The following is a 24,251-nucleotide window of genomic DNA, read 5'->3' as shown; positions in this document are numbered from 1 at the left end:
TAATATAGCAAGGCAATGTGGGCAAAACTTGACAGTAGTTTCCTGCAAAAACGGCACGAAAACGCAGCAAATGCGCCTTTCGTGCCGGTCTTTCCCTGAAAGGTCGGGGCGGATATCTTAAACCGCCCTCACCTTATTCAGCGCATTTCTGTCGGAGCATCCGCGCCGATAATCGACAATCCGGACACCAAGACATCAGAAACAACCTGCACCAGCCCTAACCTGGCAAGTGACAAGTTTGTATCGTTAACCTTAATAAAACGTAAGTCCGGGTTCTCTGAGCCACGATTCCACTGCGAATGGAACGCGCTGGCGAGGTCATAGAGGTAAAATGCGAGCCTGTGCGGCTCCTGATGAATGGCCGCAGTCTCAATCAGACGCGGATATTCAGCAAGCTTACGTACCAGCGCCACTTCACTCTCATCGGTGAGCAGTGCCAGATGCTTCGCCAGTTCTTCACGCTCAAACTTTTCCAGACCAAGCTGTTCTCTCGCCTGACGGAAAACAGAATTCGTACGTGCGGATGCATATTGCACGTAGAATACCGGATTATCCTTGGACTGCTCAGTGACCTTGGCAAAGTCGAAATCCAGCGACGCATCATTCTTGCGGTAAAGCATCATGAAGCGCACAGCATCGGAACCAACTTCATCCACCACGTCACGCAGCGTAATGAACTGGCCTGAACGCTTGGACATACGTACCGGCTCGCCATCACGGAACAGTTTGACCATCTGGCAGATCAGCACTGTCAGCTCGGCCTTGCCCTCAGCAACAGCCTTAGCCACCGCTTCCAAACGCTTGATATAGCCGCCATGATCCGCGCCGAGGACATAGATCATTTCCTCAAAGCCACGGTCAAACTTGTTTTTGAAGTAAGCCACGTCAGCGGCAAAATATGTAAAGCTACCGTCGGATTTCACCAGCGCGCGATCCATGTCATCGCCGACTTCGGTCGAGCGCAGCAATGTCTGCTCACGGTCTTCCCAATCGTCCGGCAGCTGGCCTTTTGGCGGCGGCAGTTTGCCTTTATAGACATGGCCTTTCAGCGTCAGATCGTTGATCGCGGTGCGGATCAGCTTCGCATGGTCAGCATGCAGGCTGCGCTCTGAGAAAAACAGATCATGATGCACGTTGAGCGAGGCCAAATCATCACGGATCAGCGCCATCATCGCATCGATCGCGCGGTCTTTTACCAGTGGCTGCACTTCGTCTTCCGGCTTTTCCAGAAGTGCATTGCCGAATTCCTTGGCCAGAGCCTGACCAAGCGGAACCAAATAATCGCCCGGATACAGACCGGCCGGAATTTCACCAATATCTTCACCCAATGCTTCGCGGTAGCGCAGCATCACGGATTTGGCCACAACATCAATCTGCGCACCGGCATCATTGATGTAATATTCTTTGGTCACATCATAACCGGCAAATTTGAGCAGGTTCGCCAGCACATCGCCGACAACCGCGCCACGGCAATGGCCGACATGCATCGGGCCGGTCGGGTTTGCGGAAACATATTCCACATTGACCTTACGCTCACCGCCCATTTTTGAACGACCGTAATCGGTGCCTGTTGCCAGCATCACGCCAAGCTGACGCTGCCAGTAATCATCATTCAGACGCAGATTGATAAAGCCCGGGCCTGCCACATCAACAGAGGCGACATCAGCATCGCCCTTCAGCGCTTCGGCAATTTTTGCCGCCAGTTCACGCGGATTAGCGCCAACTGCCTTAGAGAGCACCATAGCCGCATTGGTGGAAATATCACCATGCGTTGCATCGCGCGGCGGCTCAACACCAACACGGGACACATCCAGCTCGCCACCGTCTTTGTCTTTTAAACCAAGATCTTGCAGTGTCTTTTTAATTTTAACATCGAAATCAGCAAAGATATTCATAATCTGTCCTGTCGGAACATAAAAAGCGGAAACCAGCCGCAATTCACATTCAATCAATTGAACGTCGTACAATTCTGAAGCATTTCACTTCGCAAATCGCACAGTCATTAATGGCAGTTTTGCAGCCCGTTTAAGCCAAGTCGGGCGTATGGTCAAACAATCGTCGGTGTTCACGCACGGCATAATTATCCGTCATGCCCGCTAGAAAATCCGCAATCTGACGCGCAAAGGCCGAAGTTTCGTTACCGGCAATCCCTGCCCGCCAGTCGGCAGGCATGGCATCCGGCGCCCGCATATAGGCATCAAACAGGTCTTTCACGACCTGCTCCGCATTTTTGCGGATCGGCACGACCTGCGCATTGAAATAGAGATTTTGGTAGAGAAACTTCTTGAGGGTTTTCTCGGCAACAGCCATTTCCGGCGAGAATCCGACCATCATCTCACTGGCCGCACGCACATCATTCACAGTTTGTGGATCAAACTTTTTGATCTGCTCCTGTGCATGGGAAATCACATCTTCCACCATACGCGTGATCTGTCTGCGCATCAGCTCATGGCCGCGGCGCACCGGATCAAGCTTCGGATAAAGGCGCTGCACTTCCTGCAGAATATCGCGTGTCAACGGCACTTCTTCCAGTTGCTCAAGGGTAAGCAGACCCGAACGCAGACCATCATCAATATCATGGGCATTATAGGCAATATCATCGGCAATAGCCGCGCATTGCGCCTCAAGACTCGCAAAGCCTGACAGCTCCAGATCAAAACGCTCATTATATTTGAGGATGGAACCCGGCACCGGTTCACCGTCTGAATAAGGGCCTGACAGCGGGCCGTTATGTTTGACCAGCCCCTCCAGCGTTTCCCATGACAGATTGAGGCCGTCGAATTCCGCATAGCGTTTTTCAAGCAGCGTCACGATACGCAAGGACTGCGCATTATGATCAAATCCGCCATAGTCCGCCATTTTCTCATTCAGCGCATCTTCGCCCGTATGACCGAACGGCGTATGGCCGAAATCATGCACCAGCGCCACGGCTTCCGCCAGATCTTCATCCAGCCGCAGCGCGCGCGCTAAAGCACGGGCAATCTGCGCCACCTCAATCGTATGGGTCAGCCTTGTGCGGTAATGATCGCCTTCATGCGCGATAAACACTTGTGTTTTGTGCTTTAATCGTCGGAAAGCGGTAGAATGGATAATGCGGTCACGGTCACGCTGATAAGGCGTGCGTGTTCGGCTCTCGGTCTCATGCACCAGGCGTCCGCGCGTTTGCGCCGGATCGCAGGCATAAGGAGCACGTTCACGATAACCGAAACCAATACTGTCCATCATTTTTCCTGTTATGGCTGAATTTATTCTAAAAATGCGAAATCATCTGCAACAGTTCACACCGCTGAAACGACTACATCATGCTGCAATACCACAATAACGGCGCAAAATAACAGGTTTGATACACGATGCATTATAAAACTTTATAGGCAATTGTGTTTGCAGCAGTGATTGCGCCCTCTGCCCTGCTGACCTATATTATAATCCTATCAACAGTATCCTGTGCGGAATTTGAACCGCTCAAGATTTTAGGGTGAAGAATATGACGGACATTTCCGTATCGGACTCCGCAGCAAAGCGGATTGTAAAAATTTTACAGAAACAAACCGACAAATCAGCCTTACGTATTTCGGTTGAAGGCGGCGGCTGCTCGGGTTTTTCCTATAAGTTCGATCTCGTCAGCGACAGCAATGACGATGATATGGTCATTGAAAAAGACGGCGCCAAAGTGCTGATCGACAGCATTTCCGTGCCTTATATTGACGGCTCGGTTATTGATTTCATCGACGACCTGATGGGGCAGTCCTTCCAGATCAACAATCCAAATGTCACATCTTCCTGTGGCTGCGGTGTCAGCTTCGCAATCTGATCAGTTTCTGCTCATCTTATAACTGCCGCACAGATTGATCTGCGGCAGAATTTATTTAAATTACATACGGGGATACGTCTTTGAAAATTGCCACATGGAATATCAACGGCGTCAAAGCGCGTATCGAAAATCTGCTGCATTGGTTGCAGGAATGCCAGCCTGACGTGGCTTGCCTTCAGGAAATCAAGTCCGTTGATGACCTGTTTCCCCGTTTAGAGATCGAAGCACTGGGATATCACGTTGAAACCCACGGCCAGAAAGGCTTCAACGGCGTTGCCATTCTCTCCAAGGTCTCACCGGTTGAGGTCAATCGCGGATTGCCCGGCGATGACAGTGATGAACAGGCTCGTTTCATTGAAGCCGTTTACACGACTGATAAAGGCGTGGTGCGTGTAGTTTCGCTCTATCTGCCGAACGGCAATCCGGTCGATACGGAAAAATACCCGTATAAGCTTGGCTGGATGCAGCGTCTTGAAGACTGGGCGAAGGATCGTCTGGAACTGGAAGAACCACTGGTGCTGGCTGGCGACTATAATATTATTCAACAACCGATTGATGCAAAACATCCTGAAAACTGGGTGAATGACGCGTTATTTCTGCCACAAAGCAGGCAGGCTTTCCGCCGCCTTGAAAATCTCGGCTTTTATGATGCTATCCGCAATGTCAGCGATGAGCAGATGTTTACATTCTGGGATTATCAGGCAGGTGCATGGCAGAAGAATAACGGCATACGCATCGACCATCTGATGCTTTCGCCGGAAGCGGCCAATATGCTTGAAGGTGCCGAAATTGAAAAACACACACGCGCATGGGATAAACCATCAGACCATGTGCCGGTTGTTATTCAGCTCGCCTGCTGACGATAAAATACGGTCACAACAGCCTTAAAAACTTGATATTTTAAACACTTAACGCCGATGGCTGAATCATTTCATGAGGCTTCGGCGTATGAAGGACTGATTGTCAGGCAATCAGTCACGGACAGACTTACGTTATTAATGCTGTCCCATAAGTGCAATAGCATTACGGCGATCGGCCTCACCGGCAACTGAAAACGCCTGCTCCTGCATGCTCCGGATCCATTCGCAATCCTGATCTGTGCAGCGTTCAAAGGCTGCTGTCAGCATTGCAAGTCCGCGAACAGTCTTACCGGCCTGAAACAGCATATTGCCAAGCATGGCCTGTGCGTTTGCATTGCCTTTTTTGGCTGACAGCTGAAACCAGCGCGCAGCCTGCGTTTTATTCTTCTCTACCCCGTCGCCCTTGAGCAGCATAGCACCCAGCTCATATTGCGCGGTAGGATCGCCGAAATTGGAGGCCGCCTGCACATAAAGATCACGCGCCATATCCGGATTGGAAGAGACAGGCGTGCCAGGAATGCCGCGTTTCATGTAGCGTGCCAGCTGCACCAGTGCACCAGCAACATAGGATTCATTTTGCGAACCCGGCTCAGCGCCTTCATGAACGATTTTCTCAAAAATTTTGTACGCTTCGTAGTCGTTTTCCGGAACCCCGTCGCCCTGAGCATACATGCTGGCCAGTTTCCAGTTCGCACCTGTGTGACCTTGATCTGCCGCATAACGCAGCGCTTTCAGCGCTTCATCTTTATGGCCGCTTTTAAAAGCAGACAGCCCGAATTTGAAAACCTCAAACGGATTGCTCTTCTTGTCAGCAGATTCCTGAATATCGAATGCAAAGGCGCTGCTGCAAACAACATACAGCGCAACACCAACACCACAGACTGAATAAGCGATTTTCTTAAACGACCCGATCACGACAGCATTCTTTCATTATCGTTTGCCAAAACAAGTTTGGTAAAGGACAAGTTAACAGGATGAGAAAAACTAGCCATTTTTTCAGGCAAGATTACGACCCGTGGTAAAGGCAGATCCGGCAGATAGTCTTCACAATATTCCATAGCTGCAGTCAGAGCGCAGAAACTTGCGCTAACCGCTGGAATTTTTTGAGAAAAACTATAATTCTGCAATGACTGACCTCAATAAGGGGCAAAGATTGTACCGTGTTTTTTCAAGACTGAACTTTGCCTGTTTACTATCGGTGCTCCGCATTTATGGCGGGAAATAGGCCAAGCTCGTCTGCTTGAACCTTAGCCTGCCTGAAAGCTAAATACTGTTACCTAAACAACACAAATTTACGCTGATATATAAACTTTCCCGCCCGAAAGCATAGGAAACACTGGATTCAGCGCACCATAGTTGTCAGCGCGTTGCCAAATATAGTTAAGCAAGTGATTATAAAGCAGCCATTCCAAGCAAGCGCATTTCAGACAAGCCGGTAGAAGCAGAATCGATTCTCTGCAATCCGGTCTTTGATTTAGGCCTGCATTTCCTCCGCATTTTTAATGCCGCGCTGAATACCCCTTTTCTTCATGACCGTGCTCTTTATAGTCCGGATCATGAAACCACCTGCTTCGGGGCGCAGACCTCACTCTTACAGACAACAGCCGCAGCGCCGCAGAAATCGCAGGCGCCATCGTGCGCCTTATTCCTTTTTGCGCCGGTCAGGCATTGCCGCCGCATTACTGCTCTTTGGTATCTATGCGGCTATGCAATATTTTATGCCGCAACGTATGGAAGCAGCTCTCAGCAATACGCCCCCGCGTCAAAGCAACGGAGCCACACCCACACAATTGAGCGGGCGCGGCAGCAGCCTGTATATCTATGACGGCGATACAATTGCCATACAGGGACAGCGCATTCGCCTGAAGGGGATGGATACTCCTGAGACGCAGCAAATTTGCCAACTGGGCGGTAAAGATTATGCCTGCGGACGCGCAGCGACGAACGAGCTGCGTAAATTGATTGGCAATCAGACGGTTACCTGCACAGCAGACGGCCGCGATCGCTACGACCGCATTCTGGCTTTTTGCAAAGCAGGAGAAACCGATCTGAACCGCACTCTGGTTGAACAAGGGTGGGCTGTGTCTTACGGGCTCTACCAACGCGAAGAAGCGGATGCCCGCAAGAACAAGCGCGGCCTGTGGGCGGGAGACTTTGAAAAGCCTGGGAAATGGCGGCAGATTAATCAGTCACGCACCAATGACCGCAACCGGAGCAATTAAAATATGGCATCCGCCTTGCGCGAACTTCAACAGCAAATAGACCAATGCACGATCTGCCGCGATCATCCACTCAACGGCAAGCCGCTTGAACATGAGCCCAATCCGGTCTGCATATCATCAGCCACAGCCAAAATTGCCATATGCGGTCAGGCACCGGGTATTCGCGTACACAACACAGGCATTCCGTTTAACGATCCTTCAGGCATACGCCTGCGCCAATGGCTGGATGTGACACCGGAGGAGTTTTACGATGCTGAGCGCTTCGCGATTATTCCTATGGGGTTTTGCTTTCCCGGTTATGACAAACACGGCGGTGATCTGCCACCGCGTCGCGAGTGCAAACTGACATGGCATGACCAGCTTTTTAAGCTGATGCCTCAGCTTAAACTGATTATTGCTATTGGCAGCTATGCCCAGAATTACCATTTAAGGCGCAACCCGACTTATCGTGATTATTTGCAGGCTCAGCAAAAACCGCTCAACATGACCGAGACAGTGATGAACTGGCGACGTTATATTGAGAGCAACCAGAATGACGGCCCTGCCGTTCTGCCACTCCCCCATCCGTCATGGCGAAACAGCGGCTGGCTCAACCGTAACCCGTGGTTTGAAAACGAACTTTTGCCTGCACTTCGTCAAAAAATTCGCCCCTTACTATCGAGATAAAAATAATTTCCAATAAAAATAAAATTCGTAGTATTTTATTCTTCGCGTTTATTCCCCAGCTCATCCATAAGGTATACAGTTTCAAAATTATGTTATTTGGCGCTTAATGTGAGGCAAAATGGACAGACTTGACAGAAAAATTCTCCGTCTGCTGCAGGAAGATGCAACGCTGGCAGTCGCAGATATTGCCAAAAAAGTTGGCCTCTCAACCACTCCATGCTGGCGCCGGATTCAGAAACTGGAAGAAGACGGCATCATTAAGCGCCGTGTGGCCGTGCTCGATCCGGTCAGAATTAATGCGCGGGTCACTGTTTTTGTATCCGTGCGCACCAGTTCACACAGCCATGAATGGCTGAAGCGCTTTGCCGAGGTTGTGCAGGAATTTCCGGAAGTCGTGGAATTTTACCGCATGAGCGGTGATGTGGATTATCTGCTGCGCGTTGTTGTACCCGACATTGCGGCCTATGACGCATTTTACAAACGACTGATCAGCAAGATTGAAATCCGCAACGTGTCGTCATCATTTGCTATGGAGCAAATCAAATACACGACAGAATTGCCGCTGGATTACATGATCCTTGATAAGGACGGCAATTAATTCAAAGCCAACGGCAATATAATAAGCGGCACCATCTCTTTTGAAAGACAGTGCCGCTCACAATACCGGCGACATAAAATACAACAAAATATAATTTATAAAAAAGACAACGGACATACCAGCATAACATACATCCCCCGACTGATTACTCAGTGAATATTATTTTCGATACAACAGTCACCAGTCTTTTAAAATTGTCTGCACCTCAGCAATGTCAGCATCATAAAAAACAACTGATAATGCACAACCGCAATTTCTTGCAGTATTTGCAAATAAAATACCCTGATTACGAAGTTTCTCTGAAAATGGATGCAAAAAATCCGGTCTGCTTGCGCAGCCGGATTTTTTATTATCAGCAATTATTTGCAGGTTCAGGAAACTGTGCGCCCGTTCATGCCAGCATCTTCGGCAGTCGCTGTGCCTGTGTGGCATTGTGCTGCGGTTTTCACAATTCCGGCAGCCAGTGCGGCACCAACACCGGAACCAAGGCTGATATTCAGATTGAGCAATGGCTGCTTGTCCATTTTTTCCAACAGCAGGCGATGGCCTTTTTCTGACGAAACATGAGAGAACAGGCAGTGATCAAGCGCCTCGCCGTTCATTGCCAGCAGAATTGCGGCAGCAGCACTGGCAACATAACCGTCGATCAGCACTGGAATTTTCTCTGCGCGTGCAGCCAGAAGTGCACCGGTGATAGCCGCCAGCTCACGACCACCAAGACGACGAAGAACTTCCAGCGGATCACGCAGCTGGCCGTCATTGAGAGCAACCGCCTTTTTCACTGCTGTGATTTTTGCAGCCAGAATACCTTCATCTTCACCGGCACCAAGGCTTACCCAGTCCTCAGCCTGACCTCCGAAGAGAGCAAGGCAAATTGCAGCAGCAATCGTTGTATTGCCAACGCCCATTTCGCCAATGCACAGCAGATCTGTACCGCCTGCAATTGCTTCCATGCCGAAAGCCATCGTGGCAGCGCAACTGCGTTCATCCATAGCGGCGCTCACGGTGATATCTTCTGTCGGATGTTCCAGCGCCAGATCAAAAACCTTGAGTCCCAGATCATTGGCAATGCAGATCTGATTAATAGGCGCGCCACCGGCAGCAAAATTATTGACCATATCCAGAGTCAAAGATTGCGGCTGAGAACTCACACCCTGCGCCAGAACACCGTGATTACCTGCAAAAATTGCCACCAGCGGACGCATGATCTGCGGCTTGGCCTTACCGCTCCATGCGGCCAGCCATTCGGCAATATCCTCAAGCTTTCCCAGAGAGCCGAGCGGCTTGCTCAGACGGGCTTCACGGTCACGAACTGCTTCACTTGCAAACTCGCTTAGCGACGGAAGCTGGCTGATCAGTTCACGAAAATCATCAAATGGCAGTCCGCTGGTACTCAATTTATCAATCCGTCTTTTAGTCGTATCGGGGGAAACTCATCTGCGCCTGCTATACGCCCTGCTCACAGTTTTTCAAAGTGCTGAAAAATGAAATTATTGTGCCCGCAAGCCAAAGCCTCCATATAAGAAGCAATAAAGCCCGCTTGGGCACGTTGTCCGACAGTTTCAGGAACAATAACTTCATGAACCGTTTATTCTGGCTGATTATCGCAGCGATTGCCATTCTTCTGCTCGTGCTGATCGTCAATGATCAGAGCGGCACCACGCTCGGCCTTGCCAATGATGATTTTGCCGATGCCGCCTATATGAGCATTTTCGGCGTTGTTGTTGCGGCTGGCCTGCTTGGCTCCGGTATTCCGCTCAATCATATGATGCGCAATATTGCGATCTGGGCAGTGATTATTCTCGGCCTCGTCACCGTCTATCAATACCAGTATGAGCTGACCAATATCGCCAATCGTGTCACCGCGGGGCTAATACCGGGTAATGCCATCAGCGGGAATAATGCCGATGGTACGGAAACAGTCAGCATAGGTCAGTCTGCCAACGGACATTTCGAGGTGAATGCACTGGTGAACGACCAGCGCGTGAATTTCATGGTGGATACCGGCGCCTCCACAATCGTGCTGACACAGGCCGATGCGGAAAAAGTCGGCATTGATATCAGCAGCCTCAGCTATACCAATCCTGTCAGCACAGCCAATGGCCGCACGATGGCGGCATCAGTACGCTTGCAGGAGGTTAAAATCGGCAATATCACCCGCCAGAACATACGCGCACTGGTCTCACAGGAAGGCCAGCTCAGCGGCAGCCTGTTAGGCATGAATTTTATGAACAGCCTGAGCGCCTATACTGTGCAGCGTGATCAGCTGATCCTGACCGACTGAAATTTGCTCCAAAACTGGACAGTTCAGCCTTTAAGCATTATGTCCGCCTGAAACTATCCGCTAAGAAGTCGCCGTAAAGAAGATCATTGTGACCAGACCAGAAAAACTCTATGCCGCTAAAACATTCTCCATCGCGCCAATGCTCGACTGGACGGACAGGCATTGCCGTTTTCTGCATCGACTGCTCACGCGGCACACTTTGCTCTACACGGAAATGGTAGTTGCTGATGCTGCCATCCACGGTAAACGCGATCGTCTGCTCGGCTTCTCTGAACAAGAACATCCGGTAGCCTTGCAGCTTGGCGGTTCTGATCCGGTGAAGCTCGCTGAAGCCGCTAAAATCGGCGAATCCTTCGGTTATGACGAGATCAATCTCAATGTCGGCTGCCCGTCAGACCGTGTGCAGTCTGGTGCTTTTGGCGCCTGTCTGATGCTGACACCCCAATTAGTGGCTGACTGCGTTGCGGCGATGAAACAGGCTGTAAAAATTCCTGTAACGGTGAAATGCCGTATCGGTGTGGACGATCAGGATCAGGAAGTGGCTCTGTCAGATCTCAGCCGCATGGTGATTGCTGAAGGTGCAGATGCACTCTGGGTACACGCCCGCAAAGCGTGGTTGCAGGGCCTATCGCCGAAAGAGAACCGTGATATCCCGCCACTGGATTATGATCGCGTTTATCGGTTGAAACAGGATTATCCGCAGTATTTTGTCGGCATAAACGGCGGTATTACCAGTATGGAAGAAACAGCTACCCATCTGCAACACACAGACGGCGTGATGATGGGCAGAACAGCTTATCACACACCAATGGTGCTACGTGACGTGGATCGCCTCGTCTATGGCGATGCAACCGCGCCTCTTTCAATGGAAGACGTGCTGGATATCATGTGTGATTATTCAGACCGGCATATTGCCGATGGCGACCGCCTCACCCATGTTTCGCGCCATATGGTAGGTCTGTTTCAAGGTCAGGCCGGCTCACGCCGCTGGCGGCAAATTCTCTCGACGGATGCTACGCGCAATGATGCGGACAGCAAGACAATCCGCAAAGCCTATCAGATAATGTGCGAAACCGCTGCCGAGGTGGAAGAAAACAACGCCGCCCGTGCGGAACAGGCGGCGGAATAGTTTTCAACTATTCTGCAAATATAAAGCGCAGACCTAATCTGGCTTATGGTGAGTCGAAAATTGTGCCTTTTGACAACCGGAGCGCAGCGTACTTATAGTACGTGAGCACCGGAAGTGCAAAAAGGTGCAATTTGCAGGCCACCAGAGGGCAGATTTAGCTGACTCTGGTGCCGGATCGCCAGACTGAACGTACCACCGGCACATCGTCAATGGCATGAACGCGCACGAGATCAGCACGCAGACCTTCTGCGATTGAGCCGCGATCTGTCATACCGACAGCTTTTGCCGGATTGGTGCTGACCATGCGGATAGCCTGCGGCAGATCAATATGTTCCACCACATGTGCAAGATTGAAAGCGCCCTGCAGCATGCTGAAAGGGATATAATCCGAAGAGATAATATCCAGATAGCCTTTTTCGGCCAGCTCCAATGCAGAGACGTTGCCGGAGTGAGAGCCGCCGCGCACCACATTCGGCCCGCCCATCATCACACCGATACCATTGGCATGAGACGCCGCCGCAGCTGCGACCGTTGTCGGAAACTCCGCAACTGAAACACCATGCGCTACAGATTCATCCACATGCGCTTCCGTCGCATCATCATGGCTGGCCAGCATAATGCCGTTTGCATGGCAATAATCAGCAATCAGTGCACGGTTCTTCGCAGAATTGCGCTGCGATTCACCAACACGACGATCACAATAGGCCTGATAATCGTCCTCACTGACTTTGTTCTTACGCATAAAATAGATGCGGTAGGATTCCATATCCGGAAACTGGCGCTGCCCCGGTGCATGGTCCATCAGGGATGCAAGACGCACACCTGATGCGCCGCGCAACTGCTCAAACGCACTCATACAATCATTGGAAGAAACTTCGCAACGCAGATGCAGATAATGCTCTGCCCGTAAGCGGCCACTGGTTTGCGCTGCCTGTAAGGCATCGGCCAGCAATAGCATGTCATCAATCACAACTTCACATTCACCGTCATGACCAACGCGCAACGCATCAAAAACCGTGGTAATCCCTGAAGCGGCGATCTGTGCATCATGCGCCTGAATTGCCGCCAGCGGGTTCCAGCGTACTTTCGGGCGCGGCGCATAATGGCCTTCCAGATGATCCGTATGCAGCTCCACCAGACCGGGGATCAGATAATCCCCTTCCATATCCTTACCAACTGCCGATTTTCCGGAATCAATCGCAGTAATCTTTCCGCCGCGCATCACAACAGTGCCATTGATGATTTCATCAGGAAGCACAATTCGCGCATTGGTCAGGATTGTTTCAGTCAGCATGGCTTTATCGGGAACAGACATCGTATCTTTTAACATGAAATCCTATTCAACCGCCGACAGACGTCAGTTGCTTTTCTGATTTGCTCTCTGGTTCATCTAATTCTGAAGCCACATTCTTTGCCGGAACCGGCTTGCCTGTAAAGGGGTGCAATGAGTGCACCTCAAAAGCTGCACCCGCTTCGGCTTCAGTAAACAGAGCCAGATTGTTAATTTTGACAGGCTCGTTCAGCACCGGCGCGAAAAACTCTTCCAGCACATTGCGAACATGCGCCTGCTTCTCCTCAGGTACCGCGCCGGTCAGCGTCATATGAAAGCGAAACTGCCCGAACACATAAGGATAGCCCCACTGGTCGAGATTGGCACGGTGGATAGCATCCATCTTTTCCGGCTTACGTTTAGCCAGTTCCTGCGCGTTAAGAGGCGCGCGGAAACGCTCGAAATGTACCACCACATCATTGGCGAGTTGCTGAAGCTCCGCGCAAGGCTCTGACGGCACCAGCGCAAAGAAAGGTCCGATCTGCGCCACTTTAAGCGGCGGCAGCTCCACAGCCTGATAGCCGGAGGCGAAATGCATCATGCAGGAGAGCAGATGATGCTCCTCGTAATCTTCATGCAGACGGAACGGCGCTTTTAGTGTCGCGTGGAAACCATAGCGCCGCGGCTCTTCGGTCAGTACACTGACCTCTTCAGGACTAACGGAACCAATCACCGGCGTGCGCACAACCATACCATTAAAGGCATTACGACCAAGCCAGTTTGCAGCCACCCGCAGCAGCGGATCATGAGCAGATGGTGTGAAATAAATTCCGTATCGCATAAAAGTCCCTTTTTCACAGGTTTACGAACCGGCATGTCTGACAGCGTCAAAGCAAGCTTTACCATAAGATGCCTGTTGATGCGGGCTCTATAACCCCACACTCCGCATCTATTATGACAATTCTCTGAAAAAACCGCCTGAGCATTCCAAAAGCATTAAAAAACACCGGCAGCATCTTTATAAAGCACTTTAAAAAACTACGCTAAATAAGTGTTTTTATAAAATCGCCGGACAGCAATCATAAGATAGGACGGAGAATAAGAAGTTCCATAGCTGCTAAAGATTTCAGGCGAAAACCGGATGGCAACAATCATAGATGCCATCCGTATAATGCAAAAAGCTGTCAGGCTTACAGGCCTAAACCGCCGATACAGACATATTTGGTGTCGAGATAATCCTCAATGCCCTGATGCCCGCCCTCTTTGCCAAGTCCTGATTCCTTTAAGCCTCCGAACGGAGCCTCAACGGTAGAAATCAGACCTTCATTCACGCCAACCAGACCATATTTCAGGCCTTCCATCACGCGGAAGGCGCGGCCAAGATCCTGCGTGTAGAAATAACAAGCGAGGCCATATTCGGTATTGTTGGCCTGCTCGATCACTTCTTCTTCGGTCTTGAATTTATAAACCGGTGCAACGGGGCCGAAAATTTCTTCCTTGGTGAAACGCATACGCGGCTTGGCATCGGCAATCACGGTCGGCTCGAAATAAGAACCACCCAGTGCATGTCGCTTACCACCGGTGACAATCCGTCCGCCTTTTTTCTCAGCATCGGCGATAAATTCTTCAACTTTCTCTACCGCATTCATATCAATCAGCGGGCCCTGCTGGGTACCGGCATCCAACCCGTTACCGACTTTAAGTTGCTCCACAGCTTCCGTGAATTTCTCAACAAAGCGGTTATAGATTTTGGACTGCACGAAAAACCGGTTGGTGCAGACGCAAGTTTGGCCGGAATTACGGAATTTGGCGGCAATCGCACCCGCAACCGCACGATCCAGATCAGCATCATCAAAGACGATAAACGGCGCATTACCGCCAAGTTCCATCGACACTTTTTTGACTGTACCGGCAGTCTGCTTCATCAGGAGCTTGCCGATTTCCGTCGATCCGGTGAAGGTCAGCTTGGCAATCTGCGGATTGCGGGTCAGTTCGCCACCGATTTCACTGGCAGAACCGGTGAGAATATTGACCACACCTGCCGGAATACCGGCTTCTTCACACAGCACACCCCATGCCAGACCGGAATATGGTGTCTGCGTTGCCGGTTTCACCACCACGGTGCAGCCGGTTGCCAGTGCAGGACCGATTTTGCGTGCCAGCATGGAAGACGGGAAGTTCCACGGCGTGATCGCCGCTACAACACCCACCGGCTCTTTGGTCACCATAATGCGACGGTCTGCCCAAGGAGACGGCACCACATCGCCATACATGCGTCGTGCCTCTTCCGCATACCACAGAATATAGGCCGCAGAGCTTGCCACTTCGCCTTTGGCTTCCGTCAGGGATTTGCCCTGCTCCAGTGTCAGCACTTCAGCCAGTGCATCCTGATTAGCCAGTATCAGATCATGCAATTTGCGCATTTTTTGCGAGCGCTCATTGGCCGTGGTCTTGCGCCACGTTTTAAAGGCTTGTGCAGCGGCTTCAATCGCGCGCGCAGTCTCTGCCTTGCCGGATTTTGGTATTGTGCCGATAATTTTATTTGTCGCCGGATTAATCACATCGATAGTCGCCTTGCTATCCGCAGCAACCCACTGACCATTAATCAGATTAGCCTGTTTGATAAACCGGCTGGTATTCGCATTCATAACTTCTCTCCTCACGACAATACATGCAATTTTCCTCATAACTGCATGCTTGTTTCCCTGTCAGATCAAGAGCTTTGGCACGGGCAATGTCAAGAGATCAGCGCGAAAAAGCGCCTCAGCCCCAAACTGCCTGTGCCAGAGCGATCCACATTGCCAGCGTCAGAGCAGAAGCGGCCGTAGCCAGCACCATCGAGGTTGATGACAGTCCCTGTCCCACACCGAATCGCGTGGCAATCAGATAAGAATTAACACCCGACGGCAGTGCCGCAGCGGTAATCGCAACCTTGGCCGTTAAAGGCGGCAGCCCAACCAGCCATGCCATAGCGAAAACCACAGCAGGCATCAGCATCAGCTTAAAAGACGCATTCACACCGGCGGCAATAACATTGCCGGAAATGCCAAATTTCTTCAGACCCATACCCATTGCAAACAGCGCCAAAGGCCCTGAGACATCTGCCAGCATCGAAATCAGCTGCATCGGCAATTGCGGAATGGAAAAACCTGAAAGACGTACCAGCCAGCCCGCAAGAATGCCGATGACCAGCGGATTACGCAGTAGAGATGTGATAAATTTAACCACTGTATCATAACGGCTGGTTTCACCGCTGATGATGCCGTCTTTGCGCAATGCCCATTCGTTCAGCATCAGCGATGCGGCCATCATCAGAGGCATGTGAATGCTGATAATCAGCGAGATAATCACCAGCCCCGCCTGCCCGTAAACACCGAGCATCAGCGGCATGCCGAGAAAGACCAGATTGGAGAAAGCACCGGTGACACCGGCCACCACGCCTGCCCGCCGGTCGCGGCCGAACATAAAGCGGATGCCGCAATGCGCAGCAGTCCATGCAACAATCACGCCGGTAAAATAGACCAGCCACAGTTCCCACGGATTGCTCGACTGAAAATCGGCTGTGATCATGGTGCGGAAAAGCAGCAGCGGCGTAGACACCACAAAAACAAAATCAGCAAGGCCGTCACCGGTCACATCGCTTAATATCTTCAGCCTTGCAAATATGTAGCCAAGCATAATGATGCTGAAGATAATTGTAATCGTGGCCGCGAGACCCATATTTCACCATACTTATCTGTAATGCCGCGAAGAAATGATGCTTCAAAAGCATTCGTGATTCCTGCGCAGATTTACAAATTTATTGTAAATCGCCAAACTCTTGCTGATTTCTTCATAAAGATGCGCAATATGAAAGATCAGTCAGAGCATATTCTGAAAACTGCGTAAGGGGTTTCAGAATATGTCTATATTCAAATTGATCACCGTTTTTATGCCTTGCTGTTGCAAAATGGTATAAGCGGATGATCTTCATATTCTCAGGGTCTTACTCTGAAGGGGAATATATCTTTCCCTTTTGAGCGAAAAACGCTAGACACGCCCTGATTAAACAACGTTGCCTGCTGGTTCGGGCCTGATACAAGGATTTTCAAATTGTCCTCAACATTTGACAAAGTAGCTGATATTATTGCTGAAACCAGCGAAATTGACCGCGCTTCCATTACCCCTGAAAGCCACACAATCGACGATCTGGGCATCGATAGCCTCGATTTCCTCGATATCGTTTTCGCGATTGATAAAGCTTTCGGCATCAAGATTCCTCTGGAACAGTGGACTCAGGAAGTAAACGAAGGCAAAGCCGATACTGAAGCTTACTTCGTTCTGAAGAATCTCTGCGCCAAAATCGACGAACTCGTCGCTGCCAAGCAGGCATAATTTAAGTTAAATTGACGCGCAGTGTGGAAAACAAACCATGCCGCGCGTCTTTTTACAGGCAGAGGCATATAACCGCGTGTTTTCTTAAACACGCAGTGCTTTATAACCGCGTATTTTCTTAAATACGCAGTGCTTTATAAATGTGATATTGATCACAAAACATTGATCGCCGCTTGATGCGGCTTTTGTCATTGATAAGTATGTTTCAGGGATAAATCTGTCTCTGACCTAATTATACCACTGTAAAATTCTGCCTTCGGGTAAATTACGACCGGAAATCAAGCGAGCAGTTCATGCACAGCAAAAAAGTTCTCATCACCGGCATCGGCCTCATCACCTCTCTGGGTGAAGGTGTGGAAGCCCATTGGTCAGCCCTTAACGGCGCGCAGACGCAGCCAAAGCTCGATACAGAGAATTTCGCTCCTTATACGGTTCACCCCTTAAGCGAAGTTGACTGGTCACAACAAATTCCAAAACGCTCCGACCAGCGCCAGATGGAAACATGGCAGCGCCTTGGCACTTATGCGGCAGGTCTTGCTTTGCAGGATGCCGGTATCAAAGAGAACGAAGCGCTTTGCTCCACAATGGATATGATCGTGAGCGCCGGTGGTGGTGAACGCGATATCAGCGTGGACACACAAATTCTCGACGCAGGTCGCGGTAATAATCAACCGGGTATTATGCTCAATGAAAAGCTCTCGACAGAATTGCGCCCGACGCTGTTTCTGGCGCAGCTTTCCAACCTGCTCGCCGGTAATATTTCGATTGTTCATAAAGTTACCGGCTCTTCGCGCACATTCATGGGCGAAGAGGGTTCCGGCATTTCCGCAGTAGAAACCGCAGCAGCCCGCATTCGTACCGGCCAGAGCACGCATGCGCTCGTTGGCGGTTCTTACAATGCGGAACATTTCGACATGCTGCTCGGCCATGAACTCGGCGGCTTCCTGAAGTCCGACGGCTGGGCTCCGGTCTGGTCGCGTGAAGGCTCGGCAGGCGGCGGCATGATCACCGGTTCCGGCGGTATCTTCCTCGTGCTCGAAGAAGCAGAACACGCTAAAGCCCGTGGTGCACGCGCCTATGGTGAAATCGCTTCCATTTCCAGCGGCCAGATCCGCCGCGCTAAGGAAGATCTTACCGCAGCTGTTTCCGCTCTGATTGAAGATAACGGCTTTGTTGTCTCCGGCGCTTCCGGCGCGCATCAGCCGACAGCCGCAGAAAAAGCAGCCTTGAACGCTAAAAAAGCAAATTATCGTGGCGTATCCGGCTTGTTCGGCCATATGCGTGAAGCACAGTTCCCTCTGGCTCTCGCGCTGGCTGCCCTCAGCGTCTGGAAGGGTGAAGCCTTTGCTCCGCTTAGCCATGATGAAGCAGCACATAGCGGTGCAATTGACCGCGCCACAGCACTGACCGTCGGAGCTACCCGCTCCGAAGGTGCAGCTATTATTGTTAAAGCTTGATCGGAGGTCACCATGTCAAAATTTACCGATCATCTCGGCCGTCCTTTAGTCGCTATCACCGGTGCCGGTGTTGTTTCCCCGTTGGGAACCGGCAAGGAAGATAACTGGAATGCGCTGACCAGCGGTCAGTCCGGCATTCATGAAATCAACCGCTTCCCGACCGACAATCTCAAAACCCGCATTGCCGGTACTGTGGACTTTCTGCCGGAAAGCACTGTTGGCGCATCTGCTCTGTCTGAAAAACTGGCACGTCTCGCCGGTGAAGAAGCCATTGCCCAGTCCGGCCTGTCTGTCTCAGATTTTGGCGGCGCGCTGTTTCTGGCCGCACCTCCGGTTGAACTCGACTGGAAAAGCCGTTTTGCACTGGATGCACTGGTGAAAAATCAGGGTGAGCCAAGCTATCAGCTGCTGCTGGAAGCCTGCCGCGCCAATCCGCGCATGAATGAATTCAACACCACGCAGTTCGGATACATCGCCGAGCGTCTGGCGGATATTTTCGGCACACGCGGCCTGCCGGTGACGATGTCCACCGCTTGTGCATCGGGTGCTACTGCTATTCAGTCTGGCGTGGAAGCCATCCGTCGTGGCGAGAGCGATCGTGTTCTGGCCATTGGTACTGACGGTTCTGTTTCCGCTGAAGCACTGATCCGCTTCTCGCTGCTGTCAGCTCTGTCCACCCAGAATGATCCGGCGCACAAGGCTTCCAAGCCGTTCAGCAAAGACCGTGACGGTTTTGCTATGGCTGAAGGCTCCGGCGCTCTGGTTATGGAATCGCTGGAAAGCGCTATCGCCCGTGGTGCAAAAGTTCTTGGCATTCTCAAAGGCTGCGGTGAAAAAGCGGATGATTTCCACCGCACCCGCTCCAGCCCTGATGCCTCACCGGCAATTGCCACAGTCCGCGCAGCACTCGACGATGCAGGCCTGACGATTGACGATATCAGCTATGTTAACGCCCACGGCACCTCGACACCGGAAAATGACAAGATGGAGTATCATACTCTGTCCTCCGTCTTCGGTGAACGCATCAGCTCTATCCCGGTCTCATCCAACAAGTCGATGATCGGCCATACGCTGACTGCTGCCGGTGCGATTGAAGCCGTGTTCTCGCTGCTGACCATTCAGACCGGCACACTGCCGCCGACTATCAATTACGACAATCCTGATCCGGCTATTCCGCTTGACGTGGTGCCGAATGTAAAACGGGATGCCAATGTTACCGCCATTCTGTCGAACTCTTTCGGCTTTGGCGGTCAGAATGCCAGCCTCGTGGTTGCAGCGCCGCTTTAAGCGGCTTTGCGCTCCCCGATCAGGCACTCAAAATAATAAGGATAAAATTACAACATGCGCGCATTACAGCTTCTCGATGACCGCCGCTTGGAAATCACCGATATCCCTGCTCCTGAAAAGCCGGGCTTTGGTGAAGTCACCGTCAATATTAAAGCGGTTGCCCTCAACCATATCGACGTATGGGGCTGGCGCGGTATGGCTTTTGCCAAACGTAAAATGCCGCTGGTCATCGGCGCGGAAGCTTCAGGCGTTGTCACCGCGATCGGTGAAGGCGTATCCAATGTGCTGCCAGGTCAGCTGGTTTCCATCTATGGCGCGCGCACCTGTGGTCTGTGTAAAGCCTGCCGCGAAGGCCGAGACAATCTTTGCGAACACGTCTCCGGCGTTCATGGCTTCCACCTTGATGGTTTTGCCTGTGAAGCGGTCAATCTGCCTGCACGTTTGCTGATCCCTGCACCTCCGGGCGTTGATGCAATCGGCGCGGCTGTTGCCCCTGTTACTTTCGGTACCGTTGAACATATGCTGTTCGACAATGCGAAATTGCAGCCGGGTGAAAGCATCCTCATTCAGGCCGGTGGCTCCGGTATTGGTACCGCTGCTATTCAGCTTGCCAAGAAAATGGGTTGCACTGTCTACACCACAGTTGGTTCGAACGATAAAATCGAAAAAGCCAAGGCGCTTGGTGCTGATCACGTTATCAACTACCGTGAAGACCGTTTTGAAGGTGTTATGCGCAAGCTCACCAAGAAAAAAGGCGTCGACGTGGTATTCGAGCATGTTGGGGCAGATACATGGGCTGGCTCCATGCTGTCGCTGAAGCGCGGCGGCCGTCTGGTAACCTGCGGCTCCACCTCCGGCGTTTCCACAAGCATGAACCTGATGATGTTGTTCCAGCAGCAGCTCAAACTGCTCGGCTCTTTCGGTTGCCGCATGGAAAACATGGCCGATGCCATGCAGAAAATGGCTCAGGGTATCGTCTCTCCGGTGATTGATACTGTGGTCGGCTTTGAAGATATCGACACAGCCCTGAAGCGCATGGAAACCCGTGACGTCTTCGGCAAAATCATTCTGAAAATTGACTGATAACGCCATTTCAATCTCTATATCATTGCAGCGCCCTGTGATTTGATGCACAGGACGCTGTAACTTTTTAAAGCGAAAGCTCTCTTGATGTTCAAACTGAAACTTCTTGCGTTCAAATATTGGCAGAAGCTGAAAGTTGCCAATTACTGGCTATGGGCGCAGGCAGTCTTCATTTTGCTTGCCCTGCTTCGCTTACTACCGGCCAAAGCCGCCATCCGGTTTTCCGCATGGACTGCCCGCAAGATCGGGCCGCTGACCTCGCGTCATAAAGTGGCGACACGCAATCTCACCAATGCCTATCCAGAGAAATCTCCGGCAGAGATTGAGGAAATTGCGCTGGAAATGTGGGACAGCATGGCGCGTTTGCTGGCTGAATATGTGTTTCTCGATGCGATCTTCGATTTTGACCCTGACGCCAAAGAGCCGGGTCTGGTTGAAGTACAGGGTGAAGAGATTTTCCGTCGTCTGCTCGACGAGAAAAAGCCACATATTTTCTTCACCGCGCATACGGGTAATTTTGAGCTTTTGCCGATTTGTGCGGCAACATTCGGCCTTAATGTTACCGCCCTTTTCCGCCCGCCGAACAATCCGTTTATCGCACGCAAAGTGCTGAAAGCCCGCCGCACCAATATGGGACATCTTGTGCCATCCAAGGCCGGCGCCGCATGGTCGCTGGCAGCTGTGCTGGGACAGGATGACAATGTGGGCATGCTGGTTGACCAGAAATTTGCCCGTGGCGTGCCAAGCACATTCTTCAATCTGCCGGTTAAAACCAACCCGCTGCTGGCCAAACTCGCGCGTCAATATGATTGCGATGTTTATCCGGCACGCTGCATCCGCCTGCCCGGTGGCCGCTACAGGCTGGAATTGTCGGAAGCAATGGAACTGCCGCGTGATGAAACCGGTCAGGTGGATATTGCCGCCACCGCCCAATTGCTCAACGATACGGTTGAAGGCTGGGTGCGGGAATATCCGGGACAATGGATGTGGTTTCACAAACGCTGGGGTTAATCCGTGTTGTTTTAACAAGCGCGGCTTCACGTAAACTTGTGTGCGGACGCCGGACATGCTAACCGCCTGCAAACGGAACAGAGCCTCGCTCAAGGCTTAGAAACAAGGATCTCCTCATGTCCCGCCCGATTATCATTGCACCTTCTATTCTCGCATCTGACTTTTCCAAACTTGGTCAGGAAATCAAAGATGTTGTGACTGCCGGTGCAGACTGGATTCATATCGATGTGATGGACGGGCATTTCGTACCGAATATCACTTTTGGTCCGGATGTGGTGAAGGCAATCCGCCCGCATACAGACGCTGTGTTTGACACCCATCTGATGATTGCACCTTGTGATCCTTATCTGGAAGCATTTGCCAAAGCCGGTTCTGATATCATCACCATTCATGCAGAGGCTGGCCCTCACCTGCACCGCTCGCTGCAGGCAATCCGTGCTTTGGGCAAAAAAGCCGGTATTGCAATCAATCCGGGTACCCCTGCCTCGGTGCTGGAAAATGTGATTGATGATGTTGATCTCATTCTGGCGATGACAGTTAATCCGGGTTTTGGTGGTCAGAAATTCATCACCTCCATGCTGCCGAAGATTGAACAACTCAATGCACTGATCGGCAACCGTCCGATTGATTTGCAAATTGACGGCGGTGTCACGGCAGAGAATGCCGGTGCTGCAGCCAAAGCCGGTGCGAATTCACTGGTAGCCGGTTCCTCCATTTATAAAGCCGGTAATCTTGAAGGTTACCGCGCCAATGTCGAGGCGATCCGCAAGGCTGCGGAACAAGGCCGCGCTTAATTGAGTTTTGACAGGCGGATAGCAATATCCGCCTGATTGCATTTACACTGCCGGTTTACCGGCTCTCCCGTCTACTACACTTTTAGGAAACGCACATGATCCCGCGCTATTCCCGCCCCGAAATGGTTGCCATCTGGTCGCCGGAAACTAAATTCCGCATCTGGTTCGAGATTGAAGCTCACGCCTGCGATGCGCTGGCTGAAATCGGCGTTATCCCGAAAGAATCCGCCAAAACCATCTGGGAAAAAGGCGGCGCGGCTAAATTTGACGTTGCCCGTATTGATGAGATCGAAGCTGTCACCAAACATGACGTGATCGCATTCCTCACCCATCTGGCTGAATTTGTCGGTCCTGATAGCCGTTTCATCCATCAGGGCATGACCTCTTCGGACGTTCTCGACACCTGCTTCAACGTACAGCTGATGCGTGCCAGCGACCTGCTGCTCGCCGATCTCGACAAGCTGCTGGCAGCGCTGAAAACCCGTGCCTTTGAGCACAAAGACACCATCACCATCGGCCGCAGCCACGGCATTCACGCGGAACCGATCACTTTCGGCGTTAAAATGGCGCTGGCCTATGCTGAATTTGAACGCTGCCGCGCCCGTCTGGTTGCTGCACGTGAAGAAATCGCAACCTGCGCCATCTCCGGTGCGGTTGGCACATTCGCCAATATTGATCCGCGCGTTGAAGAGCATGTTGCCAAGTCGCTGGGCATGAAAGCCGAGCCGGTTTCCACGCAGGTTATCCCGCGCGACCGTCATGCGATGTATTTCTCAGTTCTGGCAGTTATTGCATCTTCCGTTGAGCGCCTGTCGGTTGAAATCCGTCATTTGCAGCGTACTGAAGTGCTGGAAGCGGAAGAATATTTCTCACCGGGCCAGAAGGGCTCATCGGCAATGCCGCATAAGCGCAATCCTGTGCTGACAGAAAACCTGACCGGTCTTGCCCGTATGGTTCGCTCTATGGCGCTGCCTGCTATGGAAAATGTGGCTTTGTGGCATGAGCGCGATATTTCGCACTCTTCCGTTGAGCGCATGATCGGCCCTGATGCCACGATCACACTCGACTTCGCCCTCGCCCGTCTGACCGGCGTGATTGAGAAGCTGCTTGTTTATCCTGAAAACATGATGAACAACCTGAACAAGTTCCGTGGTCTCGTGCATTCGCAGCGCGTGCTGCTGGCTTTGACGCAGGCTGGCGTATCCCGTGAAGATTCTTACCGTCTCGTTCAGCGTAATGCGATGAAAGTCTGGGAACAGGGCAAAGACTTCCTCGAAGAACTGCTGGCTGATGCAGAAGTGCGCGCAGCACTCACTGAAGAGCAGATCCGCGAGAAATTTGACCTCGCTTACCACACCAAGCACATTGATACGATTTTCAACCGCGTATTCAAATAATCGAGCTT

22 protein-coding genes are annotated in these 24,251 nt (G+C 51.5%); 14 read left to right on the top strand and 8 right to left on the bottom strand.

What is annotated here, in order from left to right:
• Nucleotides 1-137: 137 nt before the first annotated feature.
• Nucleotides 138-1,895 (bottom strand): arginine--tRNA ligase, encoded by a 1,758-nt coding sequence (gene argS / locus P8H26_RS01035; RefSeq protein ID WP_289630991.1) that lies wholly within the window; start codon nt 1,893-1,895, stop codon nt 138-140.
• A gap of 130 nt (nt 1,896-2,025) precedes the next feature.
• Complete coding sequence (locus P8H26_RS01030) at nt 2,026-3,225, bottom strand: deoxyguanosinetriphosphate triphosphohydrolase (protein WP_289630990.1); 1,200 nt, start codon at nt 3,223-3,225, stop codon at nt 2,026-2,028.
• A 259-nt stretch (nt 3,226-3,484) separates the two neighbouring features.
• On the opposite strand from P8H26_RS01030, the gene erpA reads away from it, so the two are divergent.
• A complete protein-coding gene (gene erpA, locus P8H26_RS01025; RefSeq protein WP_289630989.1) occupies nt 3,485-3,811 on the top strand; it encodes an iron-sulfur cluster insertion protein ErpA in 327 nt (108 codons plus the stop codon).
• 80 nt (nt 3,812-3,891) lie between these two features.
• Nucleotides 3,892-4,671: an exodeoxyribonuclease III gene (gene xth, locus P8H26_RS01020; protein WP_289630988.1), complete on the top strand. Its 780-nt coding sequence runs from the start codon at nt 3,892-3,894 to the stop codon at nt 4,669-4,671.
• A gap of 135 nt (nt 4,672-4,806) precedes the next feature.
• Here the strand turns inward: xth and P8H26_RS01015 are convergent, their stop codons facing one another.
• Nucleotides 4,807-5,565 carry a tetratricopeptide repeat protein gene (locus tag P8H26_RS01015; RefSeq protein WP_289631220.1) on the bottom strand — a complete coding sequence of 253 codons (759 nt, stop codon included), beginning with the start codon at nt 5,563-5,565 and terminating at the stop codon, nt 4,807-4,809.
• Between the two features lie 662 nt (nt 5,566-6,227).
• Between P8H26_RS01015 and P8H26_RS01010 the strand changes: the two genes are divergently transcribed.
• The 3 genes from P8H26_RS01010 (at nt 6,228) to P8H26_RS01000 (ending at nt 8,157) form a co-directional block, all read left to right on the top strand.
• Entirely contained in the window at nt 6,228-6,893 is a 666-nt protein-coding gene (locus P8H26_RS01010; protein ID WP_289630987.1) for a thermonuclease family protein, read from the top strand.
• 3 nt (nt 6,894-6,896) lie between these two features.
• Complete coding sequence (locus P8H26_RS01005; protein WP_289630986.1) at nt 6,897-7,559, top strand: uracil-DNA glycosylase family protein; 663 nt, start codon at nt 6,897-6,899, stop codon at nt 7,557-7,559.
• 118 nt (nt 7,560-7,677) lie between these two features.
• On the top strand, nt 7,678-8,157 hold the full coding sequence (locus P8H26_RS01000) for an Lrp/AsnC family transcriptional regulator (RefSeq protein ID WP_289630985.1): 480 nt from the start codon (nt 7,678-7,680) through the stop codon (nt 8,155-8,157).
• A 371-nt stretch (nt 8,158-8,528) separates the two neighbouring features.
• On the opposite strand, the gene cobT is transcribed toward P8H26_RS01000, so the two are convergent.
• Complete coding sequence (cobT, locus tag P8H26_RS00995) at nt 8,529-9,554, bottom strand: nicotinate-nucleotide--dimethylbenzimidazole phosphoribosyltransferase (RefSeq protein ID WP_289630984.1); 1,026 nt, start codon at nt 9,552-9,554, stop codon at nt 8,529-8,531.
• Nucleotides 9,555-9,736: 182 nt separating this feature from the next.
• Between cobT and P8H26_RS00990 the strand changes: the two genes are divergently transcribed.
• Together P8H26_RS00990 and dusA are read left to right on the top strand one after the other, a co-directional pair.
• On the top strand, nt 9,737-10,441 hold the full coding sequence (locus tag P8H26_RS00990; protein ID WP_289630983.1) for a TIGR02281 family clan AA aspartic protease: 705 nt from the start codon (nt 9,737-9,739) through the stop codon (nt 10,439-10,441).
• 88 nt (nt 10,442-10,529) lie between these two features.
• Nucleotides 10,530-11,570, top strand: coding sequence for a tRNA dihydrouridine(20/20a) synthase DusA (gene dusA, locus P8H26_RS00985; protein WP_289630982.1), 1,041 nt, complete (start codon nt 10,530-10,532; stop codon nt 11,568-11,570).
• A gap of 154 nt (nt 11,571-11,724) precedes the next feature.
• Here dusA and P8H26_RS00980 read toward each other — a convergent pair whose 3' ends face one another.
• The 4 genes from P8H26_RS00980 to P8H26_RS00965 form a co-directional block, all read right to left on the bottom strand.
• Entirely contained in the window at nt 11,725-12,864 is a 1,140-nt protein-coding gene (locus P8H26_RS00980) for an alpha-D-ribose 1-methylphosphonate 5-triphosphate diphosphatase (protein ID WP_289631219.1), read from the bottom strand.
• A gap of 46 nt (nt 12,865-12,910) precedes the next feature.
• A complete protein-coding gene (locus P8H26_RS00975) occupies nt 12,911-13,681 on the bottom strand; it encodes a DUF1045 domain-containing protein (protein ID WP_289630981.1) in 771 nt (256 codons plus the stop codon).
• A gap of 349 nt (nt 13,682-14,030) precedes the next feature.
• Nucleotides 14,031-15,488 (bottom strand): NAD-dependent succinate-semialdehyde dehydrogenase, encoded by a 1,458-nt coding sequence (locus P8H26_RS00970; RefSeq protein ID WP_289630980.1) that lies wholly within the window; start codon nt 15,486-15,488, stop codon nt 14,031-14,033.
• 115 nt (nt 15,489-15,603) lie between these two features.
• On the bottom strand, nt 15,604-16,560 hold the full coding sequence (locus P8H26_RS00965; protein WP_289630979.1) for an AEC family transporter: 957 nt from the start codon (nt 16,558-16,560) through the stop codon (nt 15,604-15,606).
• A gap of 372 nt (nt 16,561-16,932) precedes the next feature.
• On the opposite strand from P8H26_RS00965, the gene P8H26_RS00960 reads away from it, so the two are divergent.
• The 7 genes from P8H26_RS00960 to purB all read left to right on the top strand — a co-directional run bounded on the left by P8H26_RS00960 (nt 16,933) and on the right by purB (nt 24,243).
• The gene (locus P8H26_RS00960) at nt 16,933-17,214 is read left to right on the top strand and encodes an acyl carrier protein (protein WP_113944948.1); all 282 of its coding nucleotides are present in this window, start codon (nt 16,933-16,935) and stop codon (nt 17,212-17,214) included.
• Nucleotides 17,215-17,507: 293 nt separating this feature from the next.
• Nucleotides 17,508-18,671 carry a beta-ketoacyl-ACP synthase gene (locus P8H26_RS00955; RefSeq protein ID WP_289630978.1) on the top strand — a complete coding sequence of 388 codons (1,164 nt, stop codon included), beginning with the start codon at nt 17,508-17,510 and terminating at the stop codon, nt 18,669-18,671.
• A 12-nt stretch (nt 18,672-18,683) separates the two neighbouring features.
• Nucleotides 18,684-19,958: a beta-ketoacyl-ACP synthase gene (locus P8H26_RS00950; protein ID WP_289630977.1), complete on the top strand. Its 1,275-nt coding sequence runs from the start codon at nt 18,684-18,686 to the stop codon at nt 19,956-19,958.
• Between the two features lie 54 nt (nt 19,959-20,012).
• Complete coding sequence (locus tag P8H26_RS00945) at nt 20,013-21,041, top strand: zinc-binding dehydrogenase (protein WP_289630976.1); 1,029 nt, start codon at nt 20,013-20,015, stop codon at nt 21,039-21,041.
• Between the two features lie 84 nt (nt 21,042-21,125).
• Nucleotides 21,126-22,052: a lipid A biosynthesis lauroyl acyltransferase gene (locus P8H26_RS00940; RefSeq protein ID WP_289630975.1), complete on the top strand. Its 927-nt coding sequence runs from the start codon at nt 21,126-21,128 to the stop codon at nt 22,050-22,052.
• Between the two features lie 116 nt (nt 22,053-22,168).
• Nucleotides 22,169-22,846: a ribulose-phosphate 3-epimerase gene (gene rpe, locus P8H26_RS00935; protein ID WP_289630974.1), complete on the top strand. Its 678-nt coding sequence runs from the start codon at nt 22,169-22,171 to the stop codon at nt 22,844-22,846.
• Between the two features lie 95 nt (nt 22,847-22,941).
• Nucleotides 22,942-24,243 carry an adenylosuccinate lyase gene (gene purB, locus P8H26_RS00930; protein ID WP_289630973.1) on the top strand — a complete coding sequence of 434 codons (1,302 nt, stop codon included), beginning with the start codon at nt 22,942-22,944 and terminating at the stop codon, nt 24,241-24,243.
• Nucleotides 24,244-24,251: the final 8 nt, after the last annotated feature.

Source organism: Pseudochrobactrum sp. sp1633 (genome assembly GCF_030376605.1).
Classification (GTDB): Bacteria; Pseudomonadota; Alphaproteobacteria; order Rhizobiales; family Rhizobiaceae; genus Pseudochrobactrum.
Note: the sequence above shows the minus strand (reverse complement) of the source record. Positions and strands in the feature narration are given on the sequence as shown.